The organism is Streptomyces sp. NBC_01276 (assembly GCF_041435355.1).
Classification (GTDB): domain Bacteria; phylum Actinomycetota; class Actinomycetes; order Streptomycetales; family Streptomycetaceae; genus Streptomyces.
The window spans coordinates 4,384,827-4,409,508 of sequence record NZ_CP108442.1 but is presented as its reverse complement, the minus strand read 5'-3'; the positions used below and the strand labels follow the sequence as shown (position 1 = coordinate 4,409,508).

General features: G+C 73.0%; 28 protein-coding genes. 16 read left to right on the top strand and 12 right to left on the bottom strand.

Translation table 11 applies throughout. The features are described 5' to 3' along the window. Window positions 1-13: 13 nt before the first annotated feature. The 9 genes from argS to OG295_RS19710 all read left to right on the top strand — a co-directional run bounded on the left by argS (window position 14) and on the right by OG295_RS19710 (window position 7,373). On the top strand, window positions 14-1,786 hold the full coding sequence (argS, locus tag OG295_RS19750; RefSeq protein WP_371678054.1) for an arginine--tRNA ligase: 1,773 nt from the start codon (window positions 14-16) through the stop codon (window positions 1,784-1,786). 289 nt (window positions 1,787-2,075) lie between these two features. Next, on the top strand, window positions 2,076-2,255 hold the full coding sequence (locus OG295_RS19745; RefSeq protein ID WP_371678053.1) for a hypothetical protein: 180 nt from the start codon (window positions 2,076-2,078) through the stop codon (window positions 2,253-2,255). A gap of 153 nt (window positions 2,256-2,408) precedes the next feature. Beyond that, window positions 2,409-3,956: an alkaline phosphatase gene (locus tag OG295_RS19740; protein ID WP_371678052.1), complete on the top strand. Its 1,548-nt coding sequence runs from the start codon at window positions 2,409-2,411 to the stop codon at window positions 3,954-3,956. A 138-nt stretch (window positions 3,957-4,094) separates the two neighbouring features. Next, window positions 4,095-4,631: a hypothetical protein gene (locus OG295_RS19735; protein ID WP_371678051.1), complete on the top strand. Its 537-nt coding sequence runs from the start codon at window positions 4,095-4,097 to the stop codon at window positions 4,629-4,631. Between the two features lie 89 nt (window positions 4,632-4,720). After that, complete coding sequence (locus OG295_RS19730; RefSeq protein WP_371678050.1) at window positions 4,721-5,155, top strand: DUF3995 domain-containing protein; 435 nt, start codon at window positions 4,721-4,723, stop codon at window positions 5,153-5,155. Continuing rightward, window positions 5,152-5,661 (top strand): RNA polymerase sigma factor, encoded by a 510-nt coding sequence (locus OG295_RS19725; RefSeq protein ID WP_371678049.1) that lies wholly within the window; start codon window positions 5,152-5,154, stop codon window positions 5,659-5,661. Before OG295_RS19730 ends, OG295_RS19725 begins: the two co-directional genes overlap by 4 nt. Beyond that, complete coding sequence (locus OG295_RS19720) at window positions 5,658-6,161, top strand: hypothetical protein (RefSeq protein WP_371678048.1); 504 nt, start codon at window positions 5,658-5,660, stop codon at window positions 6,159-6,161. Before OG295_RS19725 ends, OG295_RS19720 begins: the two co-directional genes overlap by 4 nt. Before the next feature lie 135 nt (window positions 6,162-6,296). After that, entirely contained in the window at window positions 6,297-7,094 is a 798-nt protein-coding gene (locus OG295_RS19715) for a VOC family protein (protein ID WP_371681237.1), read from the top strand. A gap of 123 nt (window positions 7,095-7,217) precedes the next feature. Then, complete coding sequence (locus tag OG295_RS19710; RefSeq protein ID WP_371678047.1) at window positions 7,218-7,373, top strand: hypothetical protein; 156 nt, start codon at window positions 7,218-7,220, stop codon at window positions 7,371-7,373. Window positions 7,374-7,449: 76 nt separating this feature from the next. Here OG295_RS19710 and OG295_RS19705 read toward each other — a convergent pair whose 3' ends face one another. Together OG295_RS19705 and OG295_RS19700 are read right to left on the bottom strand one after the other, a co-directional pair. Then, window positions 7,450-7,722 carry a DUF1876 domain-containing protein gene (locus tag OG295_RS19705; RefSeq protein WP_030232166.1) on the bottom strand — a complete coding sequence of 91 codons (273 nt, stop codon included), beginning with the start codon at window positions 7,720-7,722 and terminating at the stop codon, window positions 7,450-7,452. Window positions 7,723-7,763: 41 nt separating this feature from the next. Beyond that, the gene (locus tag OG295_RS19700; RefSeq protein WP_371678046.1) at window positions 7,764-8,531 is read right to left on the bottom strand and encodes a TetR/AcrR family transcriptional regulator; all 768 of its coding nucleotides are present in this window, start codon (window positions 8,529-8,531) and stop codon (window positions 7,764-7,766) included. 93 nt (window positions 8,532-8,624) lie between these two features. On the opposite strand from OG295_RS19700, the gene OG295_RS19695 reads away from it, so the two are divergent. Both OG295_RS19695 and OG295_RS19690 read left to right on the top strand, forming a co-directional pair. Then, window positions 8,625-9,551: an ATP-binding cassette domain-containing protein gene (locus OG295_RS19695; RefSeq protein ID WP_371678045.1), complete on the top strand. Its 927-nt coding sequence runs from the start codon at window positions 8,625-8,627 to the stop codon at window positions 9,549-9,551. Further along, window positions 9,548-10,297: an ABC transporter permease gene (locus OG295_RS19690; protein ID WP_371678043.1), complete on the top strand. Its 750-nt coding sequence runs from the start codon at window positions 9,548-9,550 to the stop codon at window positions 10,295-10,297. Before OG295_RS19695 ends, OG295_RS19690 begins: the two co-directional genes overlap by 4 nt. A 65-nt stretch (window positions 10,298-10,362) precedes the next feature. Here the strand turns inward: OG295_RS19690 and OG295_RS19685 are convergent, their stop codons facing one another. The 4 genes from OG295_RS19685 to OG295_RS19670 form a co-directional block, all read right to left on the bottom strand. Next, window positions 10,363-10,635 carry a DUF1876 domain-containing protein gene (locus OG295_RS19685; RefSeq protein ID WP_030232177.1) on the bottom strand — a complete coding sequence of 91 codons (273 nt, stop codon included), beginning with the start codon at window positions 10,633-10,635 and terminating at the stop codon, window positions 10,363-10,365. A 58-nt stretch (window positions 10,636-10,693) separates the two neighbouring features. Continuing rightward, a complete protein-coding gene (locus tag OG295_RS19680; RefSeq protein ID WP_371678042.1) occupies window positions 10,694-11,044 on the bottom strand; it encodes a hypothetical protein in 351 nt (116 codons plus the stop codon). 79 nt (window positions 11,045-11,123) lie between these two features. Next, complete coding sequence (gene hemB / locus OG295_RS19675; RefSeq protein WP_030232182.1) at window positions 11,124-12,125, bottom strand: porphobilinogen synthase; 1,002 nt, start codon at window positions 12,123-12,125, stop codon at window positions 11,124-11,126. A 42-nt stretch (window positions 12,126-12,167) separates the two neighbouring features. Continuing rightward, window positions 12,168-12,581, bottom strand: coding sequence for an ATP-binding protein (locus OG295_RS19670; protein ID WP_351028941.1), 414 nt, complete (start codon window positions 12,579-12,581; stop codon window positions 12,168-12,170). 112 nt (window positions 12,582-12,693) lie between these two features. On the opposite strand from OG295_RS19670, the gene OG295_RS19665 reads away from it, so the two are divergent. Both OG295_RS19665 and OG295_RS19660 read left to right on the top strand, forming a co-directional pair. Then, complete coding sequence (locus OG295_RS19665; RefSeq protein WP_351028943.1) at window positions 12,694-13,518, top strand: helix-turn-helix transcriptional regulator; 825 nt, start codon at window positions 12,694-12,696, stop codon at window positions 13,516-13,518. Then, complete coding sequence (locus tag OG295_RS19660; protein WP_371678041.1) at window positions 13,515-13,760, top strand: DUF397 domain-containing protein; 246 nt, start codon at window positions 13,515-13,517, stop codon at window positions 13,758-13,760. The genes OG295_RS19665 and OG295_RS19660 overlap by 4 nt, the downstream gene beginning before the upstream one ends. Here OG295_RS19660 and OG295_RS19655 read toward each other — a convergent pair. The 6 genes from OG295_RS19655 to OG295_RS19630 form a co-directional block, all read right to left on the bottom strand. After that, window positions 13,738-14,970, bottom strand: coding sequence for a HEAT repeat domain-containing protein (locus tag OG295_RS19655; RefSeq protein ID WP_371678040.1), 1,233 nt, complete (start codon window positions 14,968-14,970; stop codon window positions 13,738-13,740). The two genes, OG295_RS19660 and OG295_RS19655, sit on opposite strands and share 23 nt — an antisense overlap. 149 nt (window positions 14,971-15,119) lie before the next feature. Continuing rightward, the gene (locus OG295_RS19650) at window positions 15,120-16,787 is read right to left on the bottom strand and encodes a uroporphyrinogen-III synthase (protein WP_266839755.1); all 1,668 of its coding nucleotides are present in this window, start codon (window positions 16,785-16,787) and stop codon (window positions 15,120-15,122) included. After that, on the bottom strand, window positions 16,784-17,752 hold the full coding sequence (gene hemC / locus OG295_RS19645; RefSeq protein ID WP_371678039.1) for a hydroxymethylbilane synthase: 969 nt from the start codon (window positions 17,750-17,752) through the stop codon (window positions 16,784-16,786). Before hemC ends, OG295_RS19650 begins: the two co-directional genes overlap by 4 nt. Continuing rightward, window positions 17,749-19,470, bottom strand: coding sequence for a glutamyl-tRNA reductase (locus OG295_RS19640; RefSeq protein WP_371678038.1), 1,722 nt, complete (start codon window positions 19,468-19,470; stop codon window positions 17,749-17,751). The genes hemC and OG295_RS19640 overlap by 4 nt, the downstream gene beginning before the upstream one ends. Continuing rightward, the gene (locus OG295_RS19635) at window positions 19,467-20,291 is read right to left on the bottom strand and encodes a redox-sensing transcriptional repressor Rex (protein ID WP_371678037.1); all 825 of its coding nucleotides are present in this window, start codon (window positions 20,289-20,291) and stop codon (window positions 19,467-19,469) included. Before OG295_RS19635 ends, OG295_RS19640 begins: the two co-directional genes overlap by 4 nt. Before the next feature lie 273 nt (window positions 20,292-20,564). Continuing rightward, entirely contained in the window at window positions 20,565-20,843 is a 279-nt protein-coding gene (locus OG295_RS19630) for a glutaredoxin family protein (RefSeq protein ID WP_371678036.1), read from the bottom strand. A gap of 99 nt (window positions 20,844-20,942) precedes the next feature. On the opposite strand from OG295_RS19630, the gene OG295_RS19625 reads away from it, so the two are divergent. From OG295_RS19625 to OG295_RS19615, 3 genes are all read left to right on the top strand, one after another. Then, window positions 20,943-21,941: an HAD family hydrolase gene (locus tag OG295_RS19625; protein WP_371678035.1), complete on the top strand. Its 999-nt coding sequence runs from the start codon at window positions 20,943-20,945 to the stop codon at window positions 21,939-21,941. Between the two features lie 340 nt (window positions 21,942-22,281). After that, window positions 22,282-23,094: an ECF subfamily RNA polymerase sigma factor, BldN family gene (locus OG295_RS19620; protein WP_371678034.1), complete on the top strand. Its 813-nt coding sequence runs from the start codon at window positions 22,282-22,284 to the stop codon at window positions 23,092-23,094. 309 nt (window positions 23,095-23,403) lie between these two features. Then, on the top strand, window positions 23,404-24,621 hold the full coding sequence (locus tag OG295_RS19615) for a DUF5667 domain-containing protein (RefSeq protein ID WP_371678033.1): 1,218 nt from the start codon (window positions 23,404-23,406) through the stop codon (window positions 24,619-24,621). Window positions 24,622-24,682: the final 61 nt, after the last annotated feature.

Below are 24,682 nucleotides of genomic sequence, written 5' to 3'. Positions count from 1 at the left end.
GGAACGGCAGCTCATGGCCTCGGTCCCTTCCCTCGCTTCCTCCGTCGAACAGCGCGTCGCGGACGCCCTCGCCTCCGCCCTGCCGGAGGCCGGTGCGACCGACCCGCTGCTGCGACGAAGCGACCGGGCCGACTTCCAGGCCAACGGCATCCTGGCGCTCGCGAAGAAGGCCAAGGCCAACCCGCGCGAGCTGGCGACGACCGTGGTCGAGGGCATCCCGACGGGTGACCTGATCCGGGACATCGAGGTCTCCGGCCCCGGCTTCCTCAACATCACGATCACCGACCGGGCGATCATCGAGACCCTGGCGGCCCGCGCCGCCGACGACCGCCTCGGCGTGCCGCTGTCGCCGTCCGCCGGCACCACGGTGATCGACTACGCGCAGCCGAACGTCGCCAAGGAGATGCACGTCGGGCACCTGCGCTCCGCCGTGATCGGCGCGGCGATGGTGGAGATCCTGGAGTTCACGGGCGAGACGGTGGTGCGGCGTCACCACATCGGCGACTGGGGCACCCAGTTCGGCATGCTCATCCAGTACCTGCTGGAGCACCCGCACGAGCTGGACCACAAGTCGGACGAGGAGGTCTCCGGCGAGGAGGCCATGTCCAACCTCAACCGCCTCTACAAGGCCTCGCGCGCGCTCTTCGACTCCGACGAGGAGTTCAAGACGCGGGCGCGGGCGCGGGTGGTGGACCTCCAGGCGGGCGAGCCGGAGACGCTGGCCCTGTGGCAGCGGTTCGTGGACGAGTCGAAGATCTACTTCTACTCCGTCTTCAACAAGCTGGACATGGACATCCAGGACCCGGACGTGGTCGGCGAGTCCGGTTACAACGACATGCTCGCGGAGACCTGCAAGCTGCTGGAGGACTCGGGCGTCGCCGTCCGCTCCAACGGCGCGCTGTGCGTGTTCTTCGACGAGTACAAGGGTCCGGACGGCAACCCGACCCCGCTGATCGTGCAGAAGTCCGACGGCGGTTTCGGCTACGCGGCCACCGACCTCTCGGCGATCCGCGACCGGGTGGGCAACCTGAAGGCGGACACGCTCATCTACGTCGTGGACGCGCGCCAGTCGCTCCACTTCAAGATGGTCTTCGAGACGGCCCGCCGGGCCGGCTGGCTGAACGACGAGGTCAAGGCCGTCCAGCTGGCCTTCGGCACGGTCCTCGGCAAGGACGGCAAGCCGTTCAAGACGCGTGAGGGCGAGACGGTGAGGCTGGTGGACCTCCTCGACGAGGCCGTCGAGCGGGCGACTTCGGTGGTCCGGGAGAAGGACGAGGAGCGCGGGCTGCTGACCGAGGAGGAGATCGTGGAGAACGGTCTCCAGGTCGGCATCGGCGCGGTCAAGTACGCGGACCTCTCCACCTCGGCGGCGCGCGACTACAAGTTCGACCTGGACCAGATGGTGTCGCTGACCGGTGACACGTCCGTGTACCTCCAGTACGCGTACGCCCGGATCCGGTCCATCCTGCGCAAGGCGGGCGACCGCGGCCCGGTCGCCCACCCGGAGCTGGAGCTGGCTCCGGCCGAGCGTGCGCTGGGCCTGCACCTGGACGGCTTCGGCGCGCTGGTCGAGGAGGCCGCGGCGGAGTACGCCCCGCACAAGCTGGCCGCGTACCTCTACCAGCTGTCCTCGCTGTTCACGACGTTCTACTCGGAGTGCCCGGTCATCAAGCCGGAGCCCGAGCTCGTCGTCGGCGAGAACCGCCTGTTCCTGTGCGAGCTGACCGCCCGCACCCTCTCGAAGGGCATGTCCCTCCTGGGCATCCGCACCCCCGAGAAGCTCTGACGCACCACCCGACGGCCCCCGGCGCGACCACCCCGCGCCGGGGGCCGTCGCGCTCCCTCGTGGAAGGCGTCCGATCCGAGGAGGAGCCGGGAATGACGACCGCGACGCCTGCGCCCGGTGGATCCGTACCGCCGATGCCGGAGTACACGCCGAAGGCCCATCTGCGATGCCTATGACATCGGTCCGGTCCCGGCGTTCATGGCCCGCTGGTGGGGCGAGTACGCCCTCGCGCGCGACCCCGAGCTCGACCGGCACGTCGCCGACCTGGAAGCCAGGGCCGCCGTGGGCGGTGGACTACACCCAGGACGCCGAGAAGTACCGGATCGGCCTGCCCGACGATCCGCGCTCCACCGTCCCCCGCGGCCCGCACATCGCGTACTTCGACAGCAACCGCGGGTGGATCCGGTTCACCTTCCTGCCCCGTGTGGCCGAGCCGCAGATCGTGGTGGAGGAGATCTTCTGGCAGTAGGTGGCCGGCGCCACCCCGAACGGCCTTCGCGTGACCGTGTCCTGTCATGCTTTCCGCGTTCGGCCGGGCAATACCCGGTGGTGGTGTCCCGTTCACGCGGCCCTCCTACGGTCGGCCCGATCGTGCCGAACACCCGAGGGGGATCTCCCGCACATGCGCCGCAGACCGTTGAAGACGCTCACCGTCCTGGCCCTGGCCAGCGCCGTGGCCGCCGGCACCGCCGTCACCGCGAACTCCGCGCCCCAGCAGAGCGACTCGCACCAGGACGTCCGGAACGTCATCTACCTGCTCGGTGACGGAATGGGCCGCACCCACGTGACGGCCGCGCGCGACCGTTACGCGGGCGCCGCCGGCAAGCTCACCATGGAGACCCTCCCGAACACGGGCGCGGTCGCCACCTACGCCGTCGAGAAGAACAGCGCGAAGCCGGCCCTGGTCACCGACTCGGCCAGCTCCGCGACCGCCTGGGCCTCCGGCGTGAAGACCTACAACGCGGCCATCGGCGTGGACGCGTACGAGAAGAAGGTCGCCACGCTGATGGAGCAGGCCCACGCGGCCGGCTTCGCCACCGGCAACGTCTCCACCGCCGAGATCACCGACGCCACCCCCGCCGCCCAGTTCAGCCACGCGCTGCTGCGCGGCTGCCAGGGCCCGGCCTACTCGGACGCCGCCTGCCTCCCGAAGAAGGACGACGGCAGCTACGAGCAGGCCCCGGCGGACAAGACGCTGATCACGCCGATCGCCGAGCAGATCGCCCGCAACGGCACCGCCGACGTCATCCTCGGCGGCGGGCTCGCCCGCTTCGAGCCGGACGACCAGAAGGCCCTCCAGGCCCAGGGCTACCAGGTGCTCGGCAGCTTCGGCGACCCGGCGCTGCCCGCGCAGACGGCCGCCAGCCAGAAGGTCGCCACCAAGTCCGACCTGGACAAGGCGGGCGGCAAGAAGGTCATCGGCCTGTTCAACCGCGGCAACCTGACGGTGGAGCAGAACAAGGCCGCCCTGCCGGCCGGCGCCCCGCAGAAGCAGGAGCCCTCGCTCGCGGACATGACCCGCAAGTCGATCCAGCTCCTGAACGACCGCAAGCAGGGCGGCTCGTACGACCGCGGCAAGTCGAAGAAGGGCTTCTACCTCCAGGTCGAGGGCGCCCAGATCGACAAGCGTTCGCACGCGAACGACGCCGCGCAGACCCTCGCCGAGGTCAAGGCCTTCGACGACGCGGTGAAGGCCGCCTACGAGTTCGCGAAGAAGGACGGTCACACCCTCGTGGTCGTCACGGCGGACCACGAGTGCGCCGGCTTCAACATCATCGAAAAGGGCAGCTACACCAACGCCGAGGCCGTCGCGCCCCCGGCCAACACGGACGCCGGCAACACGGCCAACAACAGCGTCCCCTCGCGTGCCGCCTCGGGCGCCAAGGACCCGGTCCGCTCCAGCGGCATCGTCAACGGCGCGGGCTCCGGTGACGCGAAGAACTTCGGTCCGGCCACCTTCCGTACGCCCGACGACCCGGCGGACGTGAAGGACGGCAGCCCCGAGGCGAGCCTGTGGCTGACCTACCTGTCGGGCAACCACACCGGCGCCGACGTGCCGATCTTCGCCTACGGCCCGAACGGCAACGCCTTCGCCACGAGCCAGATCAACACCGAGCTGTACGGCAAGCTGTACCGCTCGCTGTTCGGCCGCTCCCCGCAGCAGCACTGATCCCCGGGCGGCCGGGGCCGGGGGCGCACTCCCCCGGCCCCGGCCGCCGTCGTTCCCGGCCCCGTCCCGGCCTCCCCGGCGGGCCCCGGCCGCCGTCCTGGTGGCCGGCCCCTTCCCGGCCTCCCAGGAGCACTTCCGATGACGTACCTCCCCCGCGCCGCGGCCGCCGCCACGGCCGCCGCCGCCCTGTTCGCGCTCGTCACGGGCTGCTCCGGCGCCGGGGCTCCGGCCGCCGCCGAGGCCCCGGCCACCGCCGCCTCCCCGGTGGCCCTGCCCGCCCCCCGCAGCGCGCCCTCCCCGGCCGCCGTCCTCACCCCGGCGCCCACGGCGGGCGAGGTCCGCGTCCAGCAGGGACCGTTCACGGATCGCGTGCAGCTGACCGGCCTGCGCCTCACCCCCGGCACGCCGTCCGTCACCGGGCACATCGCCATCGGCTCCGACGTCAGCGACACCCTGGCCCTGGAGATCACCGCCGCGTACTACGACGCGGAGGGCCGCCTGCTCGGCACCGGCACCTTCCACCACGAGGAGGAGGGCGAGGAGGCGCATGCCGGAGCGCCCCACACCGGCCCGCGCGCGGCCGGAGACGGCATCGACTTCACCGTCCCCGCCGACCACCTCACCGGCACCCCGGCCGCCGCGGTCCTCTCGATCCCGGTCCTGGTCAACGAGTAGCCTTCCCCGTGACGCGGGTCACAGGGAACGTTCCCCCGGGTCGCCGCCTCTTCGGTGTGTCGGCAACCGGCTCACCGAGGGGGAACACCATGGACGAGGACCGATCGCGGCGCCGGGCGGGCGTCGCGGTGGCCGGGCTGCTGGCCGCCGACGGACTGGCGCACCTGTACTGGGCGACCGGAGCCACCTGGCCCGCCCCCGACGAGCGGACCCTGTCGCTGGCCGTGCTCGGCACCGAGGTGTCCTTCGGGCCGCCCGTCGTCCTGCCCCTGGCCGCGCTCACGCTGACCGCCGGGACGGGGGTCCTGGCCCACGCGCACGGGCGCGGCGGGCGGACCACCCGGACCGTGACCGCGGCCGTCGCCGCCGGGCTCGCCGTACGGGGCCTCGCGGGCCTCGGCTGGGCCGCCGGGATCCTGCCCAGCCCGCCCGGCAGCCCCTTCCACGCCCTCAACCTCGCCCTGTACACGCCCGCCTGCCTCGGCTTCGGCTGGGCGGCGGCCCGGCTGGCCCGCGCCAGGTGAACCCCGCCGACCGCGAACGCGGGGTCGCGCTGGCCCGCGCGGCCCGCGCCGGGGACACCCTCGCGCTGCACGCGCTGCTCGACCACCTGACCCCGTACATCGCCCGCATCTGCACCCCGATCGCCCTCGCCGACGGCCCGGACGCCACGCAGGAGGCGCTGCTGGCCGTGTTCACCGCCCTCCGGTCGCTGCGCGATCCCGAGGCCCTGTACGGCTGGGTACGGGCCGTGTCCGTACGGGAAGCGGTACGGGTGGCCCGGCGGGCGGCGCGGGCGCGGCCCGCCGAGCTGGACGACGTACCGGCCGGGGGCGATCCGCAGCTCGCCGCCGACATCGACGACGTCCTGGCCCGCCTGACGCCCGAACACCGGGCCGTGCTCGTCCTGCGGGACGTGGAGGGCCTGGACGAGGAGAGCGCCGCGGCCCTCCTGCGCATCCCGGCCGGCACCGCCAAGTCCCGCCTGCACCGGGCCCGTACCAGCTTCCGAAAGGCGTGGTCCGCGTGACCGACCCAACCCTCCCGCCCCCCGGAACGCCCGCCCCCGGGACCGACCCCGTGCACCGGCTGCGCGTCATGGCGGCCGCGGTACGCGGCGCGCACGTCGCCGAGCACGTGGTGCAGGCCCCCTTCGAGGAGGTCTGGCCGGTCATGGCCGCCCTCGGCTTCCTCCCCGACTTCCACCGCGTCCGCGTCGTGCGCGCCGACGCCGATGCCGACGGCGGCCGCTTCGAGGCGCTGGCCCGCGGCCGGTACGGCTTCCGCGCCCACCTGCGGGGCTTCTCCCGCCCCGGCTGGTGCTGGCTGCAGAGCCGCTTCCTGATCGTCGGCCTCGCCGCCGCCCCCGCCGCCGATCCGGCCGCCACCCGGATCGCCCTCACCGGCGGCGTACGCGTCCCCACCAGGGCGGCGGTCGTCCCCTTCGCCACCCGGCGCGAACTGGACGAGGCCGCACACCGGCTGGCGGCCCTGGTCCGGGCCCCCGCGGCACCCCGGCCGGGCGAGTGAGTGAGTGAGCGAGTGGGGCCCTGTACCACCGGGCGCGGCCCGTTCACCCGTTCGGCCCGATTTCCGCCGCGGGAGCCGGGTAGGGGTCGGCCCGTCCTTCCCCCCGAGCGCCACCCGGAGGCATCCGTGCCCGACATGAACGGCCCCTACAAGCCCGGCACCCCGTGCTGGATCGACCTGATGGTCCCCGACCAGCAGGCGGCCATCGACTTCTACTGCGACCTCCTGGGCTGGCAGGGCGAGGTCGGACCGGCCGAGACCGGCGGATACGCCGTCTGCACCCTCAAGGGCAAGCCGGTCGCCGGGATCATGAAGGCGATGAACCCGGACGGCACCGTCCCGGACCCGCTGCCCCCGACGGTGTGGACCACCTACCTGTCCACCGACAACATCGACGGCACCGTCAAGTCCGTCACCGACGCCGGCGGCACCGTCATGATGGGCCCGATGGACGTCATGGACCTCGGCCGGATGGCCGTGATCACCGACCCGACCGGGGCCGTCGTCGGCCTGTGGCAGCCCGGCACCTTCGACGGCGCGGGCATCGTCAACGAGCACGGCGCGCTCATCTGGAACGAGCTGACCACCGCCGACCTCCCGGCCGCCTCCGCGTTCTACTCCTCCATCCTGCCCGTCACCACGCACCGCTCCGAGATCCCGGGCGCCGAGGGCTACATCGAGTTCCAGGTCGACGGGCGCGCGGTCGGCGGGATGATGGACCTGACCCAGCTCCCGCCGGGCGTACCGCCGCACTGGCAGGCCTACTTCCACGTGGACAGCGTCGACGAGGTCCAGGCCGCCGCCGTCCGCGCCGGCGGCAGCGTCCTCGCCCCGGCCTTCGACATGGCGGTCGGCCGGATGGCCGTCCTCGCCGACCCGCAGGGCGGAGCGTTCTCGGTCATCACGGCCAACATGCCGGAGCAGCCGGCCTGACCCCCGCCCCCGGGGCCTCGGCCCGCCGGACCGTGAAACACCCGTGGGTGCGGGGGAGTTCCCCGCACCCACGACAATGGCGGGACGCGGCAACCAGGGGGAACCGGGGGAACCATGTCTTACTTGATCATCATTGGGTTCGGCCTCGCGTGGGTGGGCTTCACCATCTGGCGCGAGCGCGGACGCCCGAGCAGCGGCCGCCGCCGTTCGAAGGGCGACGCGGGCTCCTTCTACGGCTGCGGCGGCGACTCGTCCTGCGGGGGCGGCGGGGGCGACTGACGGCCCCGCCCACGGACGGCTGCCCGGACGTCCTCACGTCCGGGCCGCCGTGCCGGGCCCTTCCCTCCGGGACCGGTCAGCGCTCGATCGGGTAGGACGTGCGCCCCGACGCACCGTCGATCTCGTCGTGCGCCTTGGTGAGCAGTTGCTCCTTGAGATCGTTGAGCGCACGGGCTGCCGCGATCTCCTCGCCCACCCTGGGCTGATTGCCGTCACTGGGGTGACGGCTGGAATAGCCGTGCGAGCGCAGCTCGCTCCCGTCCGGTAGCCGGACGAGGGCGGCGGCGCGGGTGCGCTTGCTGTCCTCCTGGAACTCCACGTCCACATGCCATCCGACGGCATCCTTCATGGCGATCACCTCCGAGGCCGCTGCTTTCCAGGGTGCACCCGTCAGCCCGTCCCCGCCCGCCCCGCGACCAGCGGCGCGAGCCCGTCCAGGATCCGCTCCAGCCCGAAGCGGAACTGGAAGTCCGGCTCGCCGGAGCCGCTGAAGGCGTCCGAGTCCAGCAGCCGCGTCACGGCAGGGTGCGCGTCCGGGCCGGCGAGCAGCCGCAGGGTGCGGACGTACCGGTCCAGGGCCTGCTGCGGGGTGACTCCGGACTTCACGATGGCGTCGATCATGTCGGCGGCCATCGTGGCCTCGTTCCGCACCAGGCCCCCGATCAGGATGATCGTGGAGAGCTTCTCGCCCTCCTCCAGGCCCGTGCCGGCCATCGCGGCGAGCCCCCGGTCCATCCAGGCGAGCTGGTTCGGGGTGGCCGGCGGGGCCGTGATCGGGATGCGCAGGATCCAGGAGTTGGCCATCAGTACGGCCCGCTGCGCGTACGCCCACTGCGTCAGCAGCTCGCGCCAGCCCAGGCCCTGCGCCCCGGGCGGCAGCGGCGGCGGGGTGCCGACCCCCGCGTCCGCCATGAGGACGTACAGCTCCTCCTTGGCGGCGACGTAGCGGTAGAGGGACATCGTCGAGGCGCCCAGCTCCTTGGCGACCCGGCCCATCGACACGGCGTCCATGCCCTCCGTGGCGGCGAGCGCGACGGCCGCCTCCACGATCCGGGGCAGCGTGAGGGTGGGGCGCGGCCCCTTGCCGGGGCGTTCGCGCAGGCCCCAGGCCATTTCCAGGCTCGCCGGGAGCCCGGTCCCGCTGTCCTCGTCCGCCATGACCGCCCACTCCTCGATTGACCCCCATCCTAGTTCTGTGTATTACTTACGCAGAAGAGCGTAAGCCATACGCAGAAGGGAGCTCCATCCCTCATGACCCCGCACGCCCTCGGCATCCACGCCACCGGCCTCACCAAGTCCTACGGGGACCTGTGCGTCCTCGACGGCCTCGACCTCTCCGTCCCGCGCGGCTCCGTCCTCGCCCTCCTCGGCCCCAACGGCGCCGGGAAGACCACCACCGTCCGGGTCCTCGCCACCCTCACCGCGCCCGACTCCGGGACCGCCCGCGTGGCCGGGCACGACATCACCGGCGCGCGGGCCCTCGTACGGGAACGCATCAGCCTCACCGGCCAGTTCGCGGCCCTCGACGACCTCCAGACCGGCGCCGAGACCCTGCGCATGACCGGCAGGCTCACCGGGCTGTCCGCCCGCGACGCCCGCGCCCGCGCCGGTGAACTCCTCGACCGCTTCGGCCTGTCCGAGGCCGCCGACCGCCTCACCAAGACCTACTCGGGCGGGATGCGACGGCGCCTGGACCTCGCGGCGAGCCTCGTCGGCAAGCCCGCCGTGCTGTTCCTGGACGAGCCCACGACCGGCCTCGATCCGCGCAGCCGCGCGGAACTCTGGGACCTCGTACGGGAACTGCGCTCCGACGGCACCACCGTCCTGCTCACCACCCAGTACCTGGAGGAGGCCGACCGGCTCGCCGACCGCGTCACCGTCCTCGACTCCGGCCGCGTCACCGCCGAGGGCACCCCCGCCGAACTGAAGGCCCGCGTCGCCGGACACCGCCTCGACCTCACCCTGACCAGCCGGGGCGCCTACGAGGCCCTCACTGCCCGCGCCGTCCACCACGACCCCGACGCACTGACCCTGGGCCTGCCCACCGACGGCACCGCCGCCCACGTCCGGGCCCTGCTCGACGAACTCGACCCCGACCGCACCGGCGTCGAGCGCTTCACGCTCCGCACCGCCACCCTCGACGACGTCTTCCTCGCCCTGACGGGAGCCCCCCGATGACCGGTACCGCCGCCCTCACCATGGCCGGGCGCAGCCTGCGCATCAGCCGGCGCAGCCCCGACGCGCTGATCGCCGCCCTGATGCTCCCCGTCATGCTGATGCTGATCTTCGTGTACTTCTTCGGCGGCGCCATCGACACCGGGACGGCGTACGTGACGTACGTGGTCCCCGGCGCCATGCTCCTGTGCGCGGGCTTCGGCGCGGCGAGCACCGCCGTGAGCGTGGCCGACGACATGAAGAACGGCATCGTCGACCGCCTCCGCTCCCTGGACGTGGGCGGCGTCCCCGTCCTGGCCGGACACGTCACGGCATCGGTCGTCCGCAACCTCGTCTCGACGACCCTCGTCCTGGCCGTCGCCCTCGCCATCGGCTTCCGCCCCCGGGCTTCGGCGCCCGCCTACCTCGCCGCCGCCGGGCTCCTCGTCGCGTACATCACCGCGATCTCCTGGCTGGCCGCGACGCTCGGCCTGCTCGCCAAGTCCCCTGAAGCCGCGGGCGGGTTCACCTTCCTGATGATGTTCCTCCCCTACCCGTCCAGCGCCTTCGTCCCCATCGACACCATGCCGTCCTGGCTGCACGGCTTCGCCGGCCACCAGCCGCTGACCCCGGTGATCGAATCGCTGCGCGCCCTCCTCCTGGACCGCCCGGCGGGCAACGCCCCCTGGACCGCCCTCGCATGGTGCGCGGCGATCACCGCCCTGGCCGTCACCGTGGCGGGCGTCCTCTTCCGGCGCCGCACCCGCTGAGCGGGGGCGCTCGCGCCACCGGGCTCGTGCCGGACGGGGGTCAGCACGGGCCCGGACCGCAGCGGTCAGGCCGTCAGCGGGTAGGAATGCCGTCCCGTGGCCTCGTCGATCTCCCCGTGGGCCTTCTGGAGCAGCTGGCCCGCGAGGTCCATCAGGGCCCGCGCCCCGGCGATCTCCTCACCGACCCGCAACTGCTCCGGGTCGGACGGGTGCCGCATCGCATAGCCGCGCGCCCTGACCTCGGAACCGTCGGCGAGCCTCAGCAGGGCCGCCGCGTTCGTGCGGTGGCCGTCTTCGGTGAACTCCATCTCGACGTGCCAGCCTGCGAGTGTGGGCATGGCGGATCACCTCCACAGTGCCGTGCGCCTCTCCCCCCAGCCTGCTCCTCCCGCCCCGCTAGGGCCAGTCGACCATGGCGGCGAAGACGATCACGTTCAGCACCACGGCCCCCGGCGCCGCCAGCGCCAGCGCGAGGCGCCGCGCCCGGTTGCCGTGGTTCCAGGGCAGCGCCCAGCAGGCCACGAGCAGGAGCAGTACGAGGACCAGCCCGCCCGTGAACACCGTCCACGCGGGCCCGAAGCTCGCGTCGAAGCGGTCCGAGGCCGCGTCCTCGCAGGAGTCGCAGGCCATCGGGGAGAGCCCCGCGAAGAACAGGGTGACGGCGGCGGCGGGCAGCGTCAGCAGGGTGGAGACGAGCGGCGCGACGTACGCGCGGCGGTCGCGCTCGGCGGGGGCGGTGGTGTCCATGCCCCCACTCAAGCCGGACGGCGCCGGGCCGGCATGAGTGTCCGTACTCATCCCGGCCCGCGCACCGCACTCAGCGCACTCAGCGGGTCTCGCGCAGCCAGCCCGCGACCTCGGTCGCCCAGTAGGTGAGGATCGTGTCGGCGCCCGCCCGCTTGATGCCGAGGAGGGTCTCCAGGATCGCCCGGTCCCGCTCGATCCAGCCCTTCTCGGCGGCTGCCTCGACCATCGCGTACTCGCCGCTGATCTGGTACGCCGCCACCGGCACGTCCACGGCCTCCGCGACCCGGTGGAGGATGTCCAGGTACGGGCCGGCGGGCTTGACCATGACCATGTCGGCGCCCTCCTCCAGGTCCAGCGCCAGCTCCCGCAGGGACTCGCGGGCGTTGGCCGGGTCCTGCTGGTACGTCTTGCGGTCGCCCTGGAGGGAGGAGGCGACGGCCTCGCGGAAGGGACCGTAGAAGGCGGAGGAGTACTTCGCGGTGTAGGCGAGGATCGAGACGTCCTCGTGGCCCGTCTCGTCGAGGGCGTCGCGGACGACGCCGACCTGGCCGTCCATCATGCCGCTGGGGCCCACCACGTGGACGCCCGCGTCGGCCTGGACCTGCGCCATCTCCGCGTACCGCTCCAGCGTGGCGTCGTTGTCGACGCGGCCGTGCTCGTCCAGGACACCGCAGTGGCCGTGGTCGGTGTACTCGTCCAGGCACAGGTCGGACATGATGACGAGGTCGTCGCCGACCTCGGCCTTCACGTCGCGGATCGCGACCTGGAGGATGCCGTCGGGCTCGGTGCCCGCCGTGCCGAGCGCGTCCTTGTTCTCGTCGGCCGGGACGCCGAAGAGCATGATCCCCGAGACGCCCGCCTCGACCGCCTCCACGGCGGCCTTCCGCAGCGTGTCCCGGCTGTGCTGGACCACGCCCGGCATCGCCGAGATCGGCAGCGGCTCGGTGATGCCTTCCCGGACGAACGCCGGGAGGATCAGGTCCGAGGGGTGCAGCCGGTACTCCGCGACCATCCGCCGCATGGCCGGGGTGGTGCGCAGCCGGCGGGGCCGGGAGCCGGGGAAGGATCCGTACGCGCTCATTCTCAGTCGCCTCTTCGAGCATCGACAGCAGTCCCCCCAAGCCTAGGGGCCCGCCGTCCGCACCCCGAACTCGCACCACACCGCCTTGCCGGGCATCCTCGGCGTCACCCCCCACCGGTCCGCGACCCCCGCCACCAGCAGCAGCCCCCGCCCGCCCTCGGCCCCCGGATCCCGGTCCGCGATCCGGGGCCGCCCGCCCCCGCTGTCGTGCACTTCCGCCCGGACGGCCCCGTCGAAGAGCATCAGCCGCACCCGGTAGTACCGGCCGGGCGGGACGCCGTGCAGCAGGGCGTTGGTGGCCAGCTCGCTCACGCAGAGCAACAGGTCGTCCCGACGACATGTGACACCCCACGCGTGAAGCGTCTCCGCCGTGAACTCCCTGGCGGGGCGGACGGATCGGGGGCTGCGGGGGAAGTACCGCTCGCGCAGCAGGGCCGGATGGATTTCCACGTTCACGGGGCGATCGTCGCGGTGCGTGACTAGCGTGGGCGAGACCGGTAACCCGTACTCCTTCATGAGTACGGGTTGGTACCGGTATCTCTCGTGCGCACTCGGGGAGTTCACAGGCATGCCACCACGCAAGAGGCCCCGGCCCAACGAAACCGCGATGAAGATGGTCGGCGCGCAGGTCGGCGCCGCCCGAGTCGCCAAAGGAATGACGCAGCGCACCCTCGCCGAAGCGCTGCACATGGACGAAGAGACGGTCGCCTCCATCGAGCAGGGCAGGCGGGTCCTCATGCCCAACGTCGCCGAAAAGATGGACCGGGTCCTCGGCCTGCCCGGCCTCCTGGCGGTCGCGGCGAACAGGATGCCGGAGGTCGACATGGTCCCCGCCTGGGCGGAGGAGTACATGGAGCGGGAACGGGAGGCCCTGGCCCTGTCCTGGTACGACACGCTGATCATTCCTGGCCTGCTCCAGACGGAGGAGTACGCCCGTGCGGTGTTCGGATGCCACGTCCCGTACCTCGGCGAGGAGAAGATAGAGCTGCAGACCTCCCTTCGGATGAAGCGCCAGAGGATCCTGCACCGCCCCACACCGCCAACGCTCAGCTTCGTCATGTGGGAGCCCGTCCTGCACGACCGGCTCGGCGGCGACGCCGTGTGGAGGGAGCAGCTGCATCACCTTCGCAGCTGTGCCGACTCCCCCGGCATCTCTCTCCAGGTCCTCCCCATGCGCATGGAGACCCACGCCGGTCTCTCAGGCCCGTTCACCCTGCTCGAAACCCCTGACTACCAGCGGCTCGCCTACTCGGAAACGCAGCGCGGCAGTGTGCTCGTGCGCGACCCGAATGAGGTCAGCATCCTCTCCCAGAAGTATGCGATGCTGCGGTCACAGGCCCTCAACTTCGCTGAGACGAAGGGCCTGTTGGACCGGCTGCTAGGAGAGGCATGAGCACCCCACTGAAGTGGTTCAAGTCCAGCTACAGCAGCGACCAAGGCGGCCAGTGCCTTGAAGTCGCCGTCTCCTGGCGGAAGTCCTCCTACAGCGGTGACGAAGGCGGCGCCTGCGTCGAGGTCGCCACCTGCCCCTGCGCCGACACCGTCCACATCCGCGACTCCAAGGTCGCCGACGGGCCGACGCTCACCCTGGCCCCCGCCGCCTGGGGCAGCCTCACCCGTTGGGTTCGTTCCTGAGGCGCCAGCGCCGCAGGCCGTCCGGCCGGGTGTCGTGTTCGAACTCCGGGCCCAGTGGGCCCACCCGGGCGTAGGCCTCCGCCGTCCGGGGGTCGTCCCGGACGGCCAGTCCGTAGGCGGCGCTGAGCCGGACGTCCTGCTCGTCCGCGTCGAGGAGCTCCGCCAGCGCCTCCGTGACCTCCGGCGAGCAGTCGGAGCCGCGGGCGGTGGCCCGCACGGCCCGGTGCCGGACACGCGGGTCCGCGTCCCGGAGCAGGGCGAGCAGTACCGCCCTGTCCGGCTCCCCCAGCTCCTCCCCGCCCAGCACCCCGGCCGCCTCCGCCCGTACCCCCGCGTCGGGGTCCCGCCCGAGGTCGCACACCGCCCGTGCCGTCTCCGGGTCCAGCGGCCGGTCGAACATCCACGGCACCCGGCTCCGCACCCGGGGGTCCGGATGCCCCGCGTACCGCAGCCCGAACTCCCGAGCCTCCGGGAGGTCCTCCTCGGTCACCAGCCGGAGCACCCTCGCCAGTACCCCGGCGTCCCGTTCCGTGTCGGCCCAGCCGGGAAGCAGCTCGGCACGCCGCTTCTCGTACCAGGGGGCGTGGTCCGTGACGCCGGACATCAGCCTGCCCAGGCCCAGGAAATCGGCGACGAACGCCCGGTGCGCGGGCGAGGGGTGCCGGTGGAAGGCCACCACCTCCCGCCACGTCTCCGCGCTCTGCCGCGACAGCAGCACCCAGCAGGCTGCCGACCGGTCGACGTGCTCCTCGTCCTCCGCACCGTCCTCGTGCCGCACCGCGCGGGCCATCAGCTCCCCGACCGGGGCCAGGATCCGGTACCGCCACTCCAGCTGGGTCAGGACGGCTCCGTGCCCGGCCCGGACGGTCCGCCCGCCGAGGGTGACCTCCTCGACGCGGTCGGCCGCGCCGTCCCGCACCCACCGGACGTCCGCCGGCCCCGCCGCCCCCGTCAGCCGCCGCAGCTCGCCCTCCGCGCCCCGCTCGTACCACCAGCGGGCCGCGACCAGCAGCCGGTCGCGCTCCGCCTCCGGCAGCGGCGCGGAACGCTCGTCCAGCAGCGCCGACACCACCGCAGGGGAGCCCCCCTCGACGGCCCGCAGCAGCACCCGGTCCGGGTCCGCCCCGGCCGCGACCAGCTCCTCGACGGTCTCCACCGCGTACGCCGCGACCGCCGCGCACAGCCCCGACAGCCCGTCCCGCTCCGCCATCCGTCCCCCCTCGTCCGGCGGCGATCCTCGCCCGACGGGGGCCGGCGGACAACCGGATTACCCCCGGGAACGGGGGAAGGGGCCCGGGTGCGCTGTGCACCCGGGCCCCTTCCCCGTGTCCTGCGGCGGAGCCGCCCCGCCTAAGCCGCTCACGTCGTGCGGCGGCGACGCGCGCCCGGACGGCGTTCGCTCGGGCGGGAGACCGTCTCGCCGGCCTCCTTCGCCGCCTCGCGGCGGGCCTCGCCGTACGCGGCGAGGGCCTCCGCCAGCTTCGAGACGGACGGCTCCGGCGACAGCACGTCCACGCGCAGGCCGTGCTCCTCCGCCGTCTTGGCGGTGGCCGGGCCGATGCAGGCGATGACGGTCACGTTGTGCGGCTTGCCCGCGATGCCGACCAGGTTGCGCACGGTCGAGGACGAGGTGAAGAGCACGGCGTCGAAGCCGCCGCCCTTGATCGCCTCGCGGGTGTCGGCCGGCGGCGGCGACGCGCGCACGGTCCGGTAGGCCGTGACGTCGTCGACCTCCCAGCCCAGCTCGATCAGCCCGGCCACCAGGGTCTCGGTGGCGATGTCGGCGCGCGGCAGGAAGACGCGGTCGATCGGGTCGAAGACCGGGTCGTAGGGCGGCCAGTCCTCCAGCAGCCCGGCGGCCGACTGCTCGCCGCTCGGCACCAGGTCCGGCTTCACGCCGAACTCGACCAGCGCGGCGGCGGTCTGCTCGCCGACCGCGGCGACCTTGATGCCCGCGAAGGCGCGCGCGTCGAGCCCGTACTCCTCGAACTTCTCCCGCACCGCCTTGACCGCGTTGACGGAGGTGAAGGCGATCCACTCGTAGCGGCCGGTGACCAGGCCCTTGACCGCCCGCTCCATCTGCTGCGGGGTGCGCGGCGGCTCCACGGCGATGGTCGGCACCTCGTGGGGCACCGCGCCGTACGAACGCAGCTGGTCGGAGAGCGAAGCGGCCTGCTCCTTGGTGCGCGGTACGAGGACCCGCCAGCCGAACAGCGGCTTCGACTCGAACCAGGCCAGCTCCTCGCGCCGCGCGGCGGCGCCCTGCTCACCGACCACGGCTATGACGGGCCGCGCGCCCTCGGGAGAGGGGAGGACCTTGCCCTGCTTGAACACCTGGGCGATGGTGCCCAGGGTCGCGCTCCAGGTCCGCTGGCGGGTCGTCGTGCCGCCCACGGTCACCGTCAGCGGGGTCTCCGGCTTGCGGCCGGCCGACACCAGCTCGGCGGCGGCGGCGGAGACGGTCTCCAGGGTCGCGGAGACCACGACGCTGCACTCGCTGGTGCCCACCTCGCTCCAGCAGCGCTGCGAGGCGTGCCGGGCGTCGACGAAGCGGACGTCGGCGCCGCGCTCGCCGCGCAGCGGCACACCCGCGTAGGCGGGCACGCCGACGGCGGTGGCGACACCGGGCACGACCTCGAAGGGGATCCCCTCGTGGGCGCAGGCCAGCATCTCGGAGGCGGCGTTCCCGTCGAGCCCCGGGTCGCCGGTGACGGCACGGACGACCCGCCTGCCGGAGCGCGCGGCCTCCATGACAAGATTGGCGGCGTCGCGGATCACCGGGACCCCGGCGGCGGCTGACAGTTCGTCAGCGACCGTCAGCTGCGGCGTGTCGACGCCCGCGCGCGCGTGGGTCCGTACGACGTCGAGCACCTCTGGCTCGGCGATCAGTACGTCCGCGGCGACGAGCGCCTCCACGGCGCGCAGCGTCAGCAGACCCGGGTCGCCGGGGCCGGCACCGAGGAAGGTGACCAGCCCGTGCGCGGCGACGGCCGGAAAAGCGGAGGTGGTGGGGCTTGAGGGGTTCAAAGGGATCGCTCCCCCATCAGACCGGCCGCGCCCTTGGCCAGCATCTCGTCCGCGAGTTCGCGGCCGAGCGCCATGGCCTCGTCGTACGACTGGGGCACGGGACCGGTGGTGGACAGCTGCACCAGCGTGGTTCCGTCGAGGGTTCCGACGACACCGCGCAGGCGCATTTCATTGACAATCTCCCCGTCGGCCAGAAGGTCGGCGAGCGCGCCCACGGGGGCGCTGCAGCCGGCCTCCAGGGCGGCGAGCAGGGCCCGCTCCGCGGTCACGGCGGCCCGGGTGTGCGGGTCGTCGAGCTCACCGAGCGCGGCGACGAGCTCCGCGTCGGACGCGAGGCACTCCACGGCCAGGGCACCCTGGCCGGGCGCGGGCAGCATGTTGTCGACCGACATCAGGTCGGTCGCCTCGTCGCCACGGCCGATCCGGTTCAGTCCGGCGGCGGCCAGCACGACCGCGTCGAGCTCCCCGTCGCGGACGAAACCGATGCGGGTGTCGACGTTGCCGCGGATCGCGACGGTCTCGATGCGCTTGCCCAGGCTGCGGGCGTACGCGTGCAGCTGCGCCGTGCGGCGCGGCGAGCCGGTGCCCACGCGGGCGCCGTCGGGCAGCTGCTCGAAGGTCAGGCCGTCCCGTGCCACGAGCGCGTCGCGCGGGTCCTCCCGCTTCGGCATGGCCGCGATGACCAGCTCGTCGGGCTGGGTGGTCGGCAGGTCCTTCAGCGAGTGCACGGCGAAGTCGACCTCGCCGCGGACCAGTGCGTCGCGCAGCGCGGTGACGAACACCCCGGTGCCGCCGATCTGGGCGAGGTTCTCGCGGGACACGTCACCGTAGGTCGTGATCTCCACGAGCTCCACCGGGCGGCCGGTGATCGCCCGGACCGCCTCGGCGACGTGCCCGGACTGGGACATGGCCAGCTTGCTGCGCCGCGTGCCGAGCCTGAGGGGCTGGTCGGGACGTGTGTTCATGATGCCCGTCCTGGGTCGTCGTCGTTCTTCGGATCGGCCGCGTCCGCCCGGCTGACGGATTCCACCGTCTGAGGGTCGAGGTCGAAGAGTTCGCGCAGCGCTTCGGCGTACCCGGCGCCGCCGGGTTCGCTCGCGAGCTGCTTGACGCGCACGGTCGGCGCGTGGAGGAGCTTGTCGACGACGCGGCGCACGGTCTGGGTGACCTCGGCCCGCTGCCGCTCGTCGAGGTCGGGTACCCGCCCGTCGAGCCGTGCCACCTCCATGGCGACGACCTCGGCGGCCATCGCCCGCAGGGCGACGACGGTGGGGGTGATGTGCGCGGCGCGCTGGGCGGCGCCGAAGGCGGCCACCTCGTCCGCGACGATCGTGCGCACGGCGTCGACGTCGGCCGCCATCGGGGCGTCGGCCGAGGCCTCGGCGAGGCTCTCGATGTCGACGAGGCGCACCCCGGGGATGCGGTGCACGGCGGCGTCGATGTCGCGGGGCATGGCCAGGTCGAGCAGCGCGAGCCGTACGGCCGTGCCGTCGACGCTGCTGCGGACGGTCCGGCGGGGCTGCCGCTGCGCGGCGGCCTCGCCCTGGTCGGCCCAGGTGCCGTGCAGTTCGAGCGAGGTGGCGTCGACCCCGGTCAGCGCGGAGCGTCCGTCGGCGCTGCGGGAGGGGTCCCCGGCCGGCGCGTCCAGGCCGACGGGGCAGCCGTCGGGCTCGGCGGCGGGCGCGATGGTCCGCGCGGCCCCGGCGTCGGCGAGCCGGCGCCCGGCCTCCGCGGCGGCGACTAGCCGCGCCACGACCTCGGCGTCGGCCACGGCCACGGCCACGGCCACCCGGGGTGCGGCGCCGGTCTCGGGGAGCGGCGGGGCGGGGGTGGGCCCGGCGGGGCCGGCCTCCACCGCGCGCGCCACGTCGTCGCCGGTCAGGACCAGCCCGGTCGCGCCCGTACAGGAGACGACCACGTCAACACGTGTCAGTTCGTCGGTGACGGCGCCCATCGTCACGGCCCGCGCCACGACACCGGTGCCCGAGGCAACCAGAATCTCGGCGAGACGTTCCGCCCGCTCCGCGGTCCGGTTCGCCACGACGATCTCGGCGACGCCCACCCGGGCGAGCGTCGCGGCGGCCAGCGAGGACATCGAGCCGGCGCCGATCACCAGGGCCCGCTTCCCCGCGGCCCACTCCCCGACAGGCGCCGCGGGCCCGGCGAGCTGCTCCAGCCCGAAGGTCACCAGCGACTGTCCGGCCCGGTCGATCCCGGTCTCGGAGTGCGCCCGCTTGCCGACGCGCAGTGCCTGCTGGAAGAGGTCGTTGATCAGCCGGCCGGCCGTGTGGAGCTCCTGGCCCAGTGCGAGCGCGTCCTTGATCTGGCCGAGGATCTGGCCCTCGCCGACGACCATCGAGTCCAGGCCGCACGCCACCGAGAACAGGTGGTGCACCGCCCGGTCCTCGTAGTGCACGTACAGGTACGGGGTGAGCTCCTCCAGCGCGACCCCGCTGTGCTGGGCCAGCAGCGTGGACAGCTCGGCGACACCGGCGTGGAACTTGTCCACGTCGGCGTACAGCTCGATCCGGTTGCAGGTGGCGAGCACGGTGGCCTCGGCCGCCGGCTCGGCGGCCAGCGTGTCGTGCAGCAGCTTGACCTTGGCGTCGGCGGACAGCGAGGCCCGCTCCAGGACGCTCACGGGCGCGCTGCGGTGGCTGAGGCCCACGACGAGCAGACTCATGCCGGCATCACCGCCGGGACGTCGCCCTCGGGTCCGCCCTTGCGCGCGGCCGCGGCGGCCCGGCCGGCCGGCGGCTCGACGGCGGCGGCGGGCGCGGCGCCCGTGCCCGTGCCCGTACCGGCCTCGGCGACGGCGCCCGTGCCCCCGGCGGCGGCTTCCTCGCCGGCCTTGCGCTGCTCGTGGAAGGCCAGGATCTGGAGCTCGATCGACAGGTCGACCTTGCGGACGTCCACGCCGTCGGGCACGGACAGCACGGTCGGGGCGAAGTTCAGGATGGAGGTGACCCCGGCGGCGATGAGCCGCTCGCTCACCTGCTGCGCGGCGCCGGCCGGGGTCGCGATGACCCCGATCGAGACGCCGTCCTCCTCGATGATCTTCTCCAGGTCGTCGGTGTGCCGCACGGGCATCCCGGCGACCGGCTTGCCGGTCATCGCGGGGTCGGCGTCGATCAGCGCGGCCACGCGGAAACCGCGGGAGGCGAAGCCGCCGTAGTTGGCGAGCGCGGCGCCGAGGTTTCCGATGCCGACGATGACGACCGGCCAGTCCTGGGTCAGGCCGAGTTCGCGGGAGATCTGGTAGACGAGGTACTCGACGTCGTAGCCGACGCCCCGCGTCCCGTAGGAACCGAGGTACGAGAAGTCCTTGCGCAGCTTCGCCGAGTTGACCCCGGCGGCGGTCGCGAGCTCTTCGGAGGACACCGTGGGCACCGATCGCTCGGAGAGCGCGGTGAGGGCGCGCAGGTACAGCGGAAGCCGGGCGACAGTGGCCTCGGGAATACCTCGGCTGCGGGTCGCCGGTCGGTGAGTTCGGCCAGTTGCCACGATGCTCCTGCGGGATGAGCGGGGCTGCAGGCGGCCACTTGTCCCAGGACCGCCCCGTCGAATGCAGGCTATGTCTTTGTGAACGCGTGCACAAAGATTGTGTCCGCTTTGTCCGAGCAAAGTGACCGGGGTCACGCGGGTCGGGCAGGGAAGGCGGGAACCGGGAACGGGCCGAACCCGTTCAAATCCGGAGGGGGGCAAAGCGGTACACACTCCTCATCAATACGCCCCCGAGTCCCCATAAATCGCCCACGATGGTAACCGTCGGAGCGGTCAGGATCCCAATGCCCGTCGCAGCCGGTCGGGGTTCACCCTCCAGAAGGTGTGCTGCTCGCCGTCGATCAGCACCACCGGAATCTGCTCCCAGTGCAGCCGGTAGAGCTCCTCGTCCTGCGAGATGTCCTTCTTCTCCCACTGCGCGCCCGTCTCGGCGCAGATCGATTCGATGACCTCCTGGGCGTCGTCGCACAGATGGCACCCCGGCTTCCCGATGAGCGTGACCATCCGCTCCCCGGGACGCTTCTTTTCCTTACGGCGCAGCAAAGGACTCATGTCCTCATTGTCCCGCGCCGCGCCGCGGCGCCCGAAGAGTTAACCGCTCCGTTTCCCGGCGGTTCGGGAACTCCCGAACACAGTGGCTATGCTCGCGTCATGGCCGCTCTGGGATGGCTCACCCCCCGTAGGCGCTCCGCGACCGCGCGGAGCGTGCTGGCAGGCGAGGCCTCGGCCGAGGCCGCCCGCAAGACCGCGCAGGCCGAAGCCCCACCTCATACGACACCGCCGCAGGACGAGGCCGGACAGGCCCTCCCGGCGGCCTCCGCCGCGCCCGCGACGGACGTCCCGGAGACCGCCCCCGAGCCGGAGTTCCCCGTTCCGGGCGACGACCTGGCCGCCGCCTTCTTCGACCTCGACAACACCGTCATGCAGGGCGCCGCGATCTTCCACTTCGGCCGCGGCCTCTACAAGCGCGAGTTCTTCCGCCGCCGCGAACTGGCCCGCTTCGCCTGGCAGCAGGCCTGGTTCCGGCTCGCCGGGGTCGAGGACCCCGACCACATGCAGGACGCCCGCGACAGCGCCCTGTCCATCGTCAAGGGCCACAGGGTCTCGGAGCTGATGTCCATCGGCGAGGAGATCTACGACGAGTACATGGCCGAGCGGATCTGGCCCGGCACCCGCGCCCTCGCCCAGGCCCACCTCGACGCCGGCCAGAAGGTGTGGCTGGTCACCGCCGCGCCCGTGGAGACCGCCACGATCATCGCCCGCCGCCTGGGCCTGACCGGCGCCCTGGGCACCGTCGCGGAGTCCGTGGACGGCGTGTACACCGGCCGCCTGGTCGGCGAGCCCCTGCACGGCCCCGCCAAGGCCGAGGCGGTGCGCGCGCTGGCCGCCGCCGAGGACCTGGACCTCGCCCGCTGCGCCGCGTACAGCGATTCGCACAACGACATCCCGATGCTGTCGCTGGTCGGACATCCGTACGCGATCAATCCCGACACAAAACTGCGCAAGCATGCCCGGGCCAACGACTGGCGGCTGCGCGACTATCGGACCGGCCGCAAGGCCGTGAAGGTCGGCGTCCCCGCCGCCGCCGGAGTCGGCGCGATCGCAGGTGGGGCGGCCGCCGCCATCGCCCTGCACCGCCGCCGCAAGTAGCGGCGCCGGGCCCCGGCCCGGCCACGGGCCCCGCCGCGCCCAACCGCCCACCCCTACCCGCGCCGTCGGCGCGGCACTCCGGCATGCCCGACTCGGTCGCGAGCCAGCGTGGAAGCGTCCATTCCGCGCATCCATCCGATCAAGAAGCGATCACCAACCAGGCCTGAATATGCCCTGGACACGCAACAGAAGTGTCGGAACCGGTGATTTCAGCAACTGGGTGTAGCGCTGCCTGTACGAAGCGTTATTCTCCTCAAACGCATGCCACCGCCCATCTGTCGCCACGACGGGTGAACGGTCCCGCACTGCACGTGATGGAAGCTCTGCCTCTGGGAGTCCCGTGTACCCACCTGTCGGGGTTGACGCCTCGGGCCTGGCTACGCTGCGCGCAACGGTCCTCGACCACCTGCGCGGCTTCGTCCCCACCGCGTACGCCGTCCCCGCCCTCGCCGCCGCGGTCCCTGCCGGCCTCGGCCCGGCCCGCCCTTGCTACGCCCTGACCGACGGCGGGGCGACGGTGGGCAGACGAGGTCGAACGGGCGCGAGCCCCGCCGGCACCGCAGCCGCCGGCGCGCCCGCCGCCCGCCGCCCCACCGCGGACAGCGACCAGGCCCGCATGATGGACCTGGTCGAACGCGCCCAGGCGGGCGAGGCCGAGGCCTTCGGCCGCCTCTACGACCAGTACAGCGACACGGTGTACCGCTACATCTACTACCGCGTCGGGGGCAAGGCGACCGCGGAGGACCTCACCAGTGAGACCTTCCTGCGCGCACTGCGCCGCATCTCCACCTTCACCTGGCAGGGCCGCGACTTCGGCGCCTGGCTGGTGACCATCGCGCGGAACCTGGTGGCGGACCACTTCAAGTCCAGCCGCTTCCGCCTGGAGGTCACCACCGGCGAGATGCTCGACGCCAACGAGGTCGAGCGCAGCCCCGAGGACTCCGTGCTGGAGTCCCTCTCCAACGCGGCCCTGCTCGAAGCCGTGCGGAAACTGAACCCCCAGCAGCAGGAGTGCGTCACCCTGCGCTTCCTGCAGGGCCTCTCGGTCGCCGAGACGGCCCGGGTGATGGGGAAGAACGAGGGCGCCATCAAGACGCTCCAGTACCGGGCGGTCCGCACCCTGGCCCGCCTGCTCCCGGACGACGCCCGCTGACCCGCTCCCCCGCACGCCACCCCCGTCCCCCACGCCTTCCCACACTCCCGGCGGACCACCGATCCCCTCCGCCGGACCCCGCAGTAACGACAACCTGACGCCTACTCCCGGTGACCCCTCGATGACGCTGTGGTCCGATCATCCTTCGTCCGTAACCCAAGTGCCGCGCCGCTCGTTGTGCGGGATGCAGGCTCCCTGTGGACACGCCCTGCCCGAAGCCGCTCACCCGAAAGTGTGGATGTGCTCAAGGAAGGCAACCTTCCGGACAGCTTGGGGAGTCGATCGTCATGACGAGAGGAGGTGCCGCCAGTGATCGCGAACGTTACTCCGCACCGGCGGGCGAACGCCTTCGCCCAGGCCCTGGAGGATCGGACCACGTCCGACCTTTCGGAACCGGACCCGGCGGCCGAGCAGTCCGAGGCACCTGCCGAACCTGCCGACCACGACCGGCTGTTGGCCCTGGCGAGCGTGCTCGGCGAAAGAATGCCGCGCCCGGTGCTGGACCCCGAGGTCAAAGTGGTGCAACGAGCCCAGCTCGTCGCCGCCATGGAGGCCATGGTGATGGAGGAGAGGGCCGGGGGCGGTGCCGCCGAGGACCCTCTGGTGCCCGAGCAGCGGACCGGCCGCGGCGCCCACCGGGCGACCTCGCTCCGGAAATTGCGGCCCCGCTCCCGCTGGTCCAAGGGCATCGCAGCGGGGGGCCTCACCGTGGGTGTGGCCGCAGGGGCCTTCAGCGGAGTGGCCGCTGCCAGCACCGACGCCCTGCCCGGTGACTCCCTCTACCCCGTCAAGCGGGGCATGGAGGATCTGAAGCTGGGCATGGCCGACGAGGACGCGGACCGGGGCGAGCTCTACCTGGACCAGGCCTCGAACCGGCTGTCGGAAGCGCGCCGGCTCATGGAGCGCGGCCGTTCGGGCCCACTGGACCACGAGGTGCTGGGCGCGATCCGCCGGGCCCTCGCGGGCATGAAGCACGACGCCGCCGAAGGCCACCGGCTGCTCCAGGCGGCGTACGAACGGGACGGATCCCTCGGCCCGATCCAGACGCTGTCCTCGTTCTCCCGCTCCCATCGCGACGCGTGGGGCAGGCTCCGGGAGAAGCTCCCGCCGCAGCTCAACGACGTCGGGGGCGAGGTCGAATCGGTGTTCCAGGCCATAGACGAAGACGTGGCGCCGCTCCAGGGACTGCTCCCCAAGCCCCCGGAACAGACGCGCGGCTCGGGCGCGCCCGCCAAACAGCCCAGCAGTCCGGCGGCGGGCAAGCAGCAGACCCAGCCGGAGCCGGGCGCCTCCTCCCAGGCGGCGCCCCAGGGCACCCCCAGCCCCTCCGGCAGCCGGCCCCCGGCTCCCGGCGCGGGCGGACTCCTGGGCGGCGCCGGCGACCTGCTCCACCCCCCGGCCCCGGGCCAGTCCACCCCGCCCTCCTCGGCGACCCCGGACCAGCCGAAGCCGGACATCACCCTCCCGCCGCTCCTCCCGGGCCTCCTCCCGGGCCTGGGCCTCAACGCGGAGGACACCGGCCAGTAGCCGACGCGAAAGCGGGGGCCGCGCACCGCGCGACCCCCGCTTCGTCCTGCCGCCGCTCGGC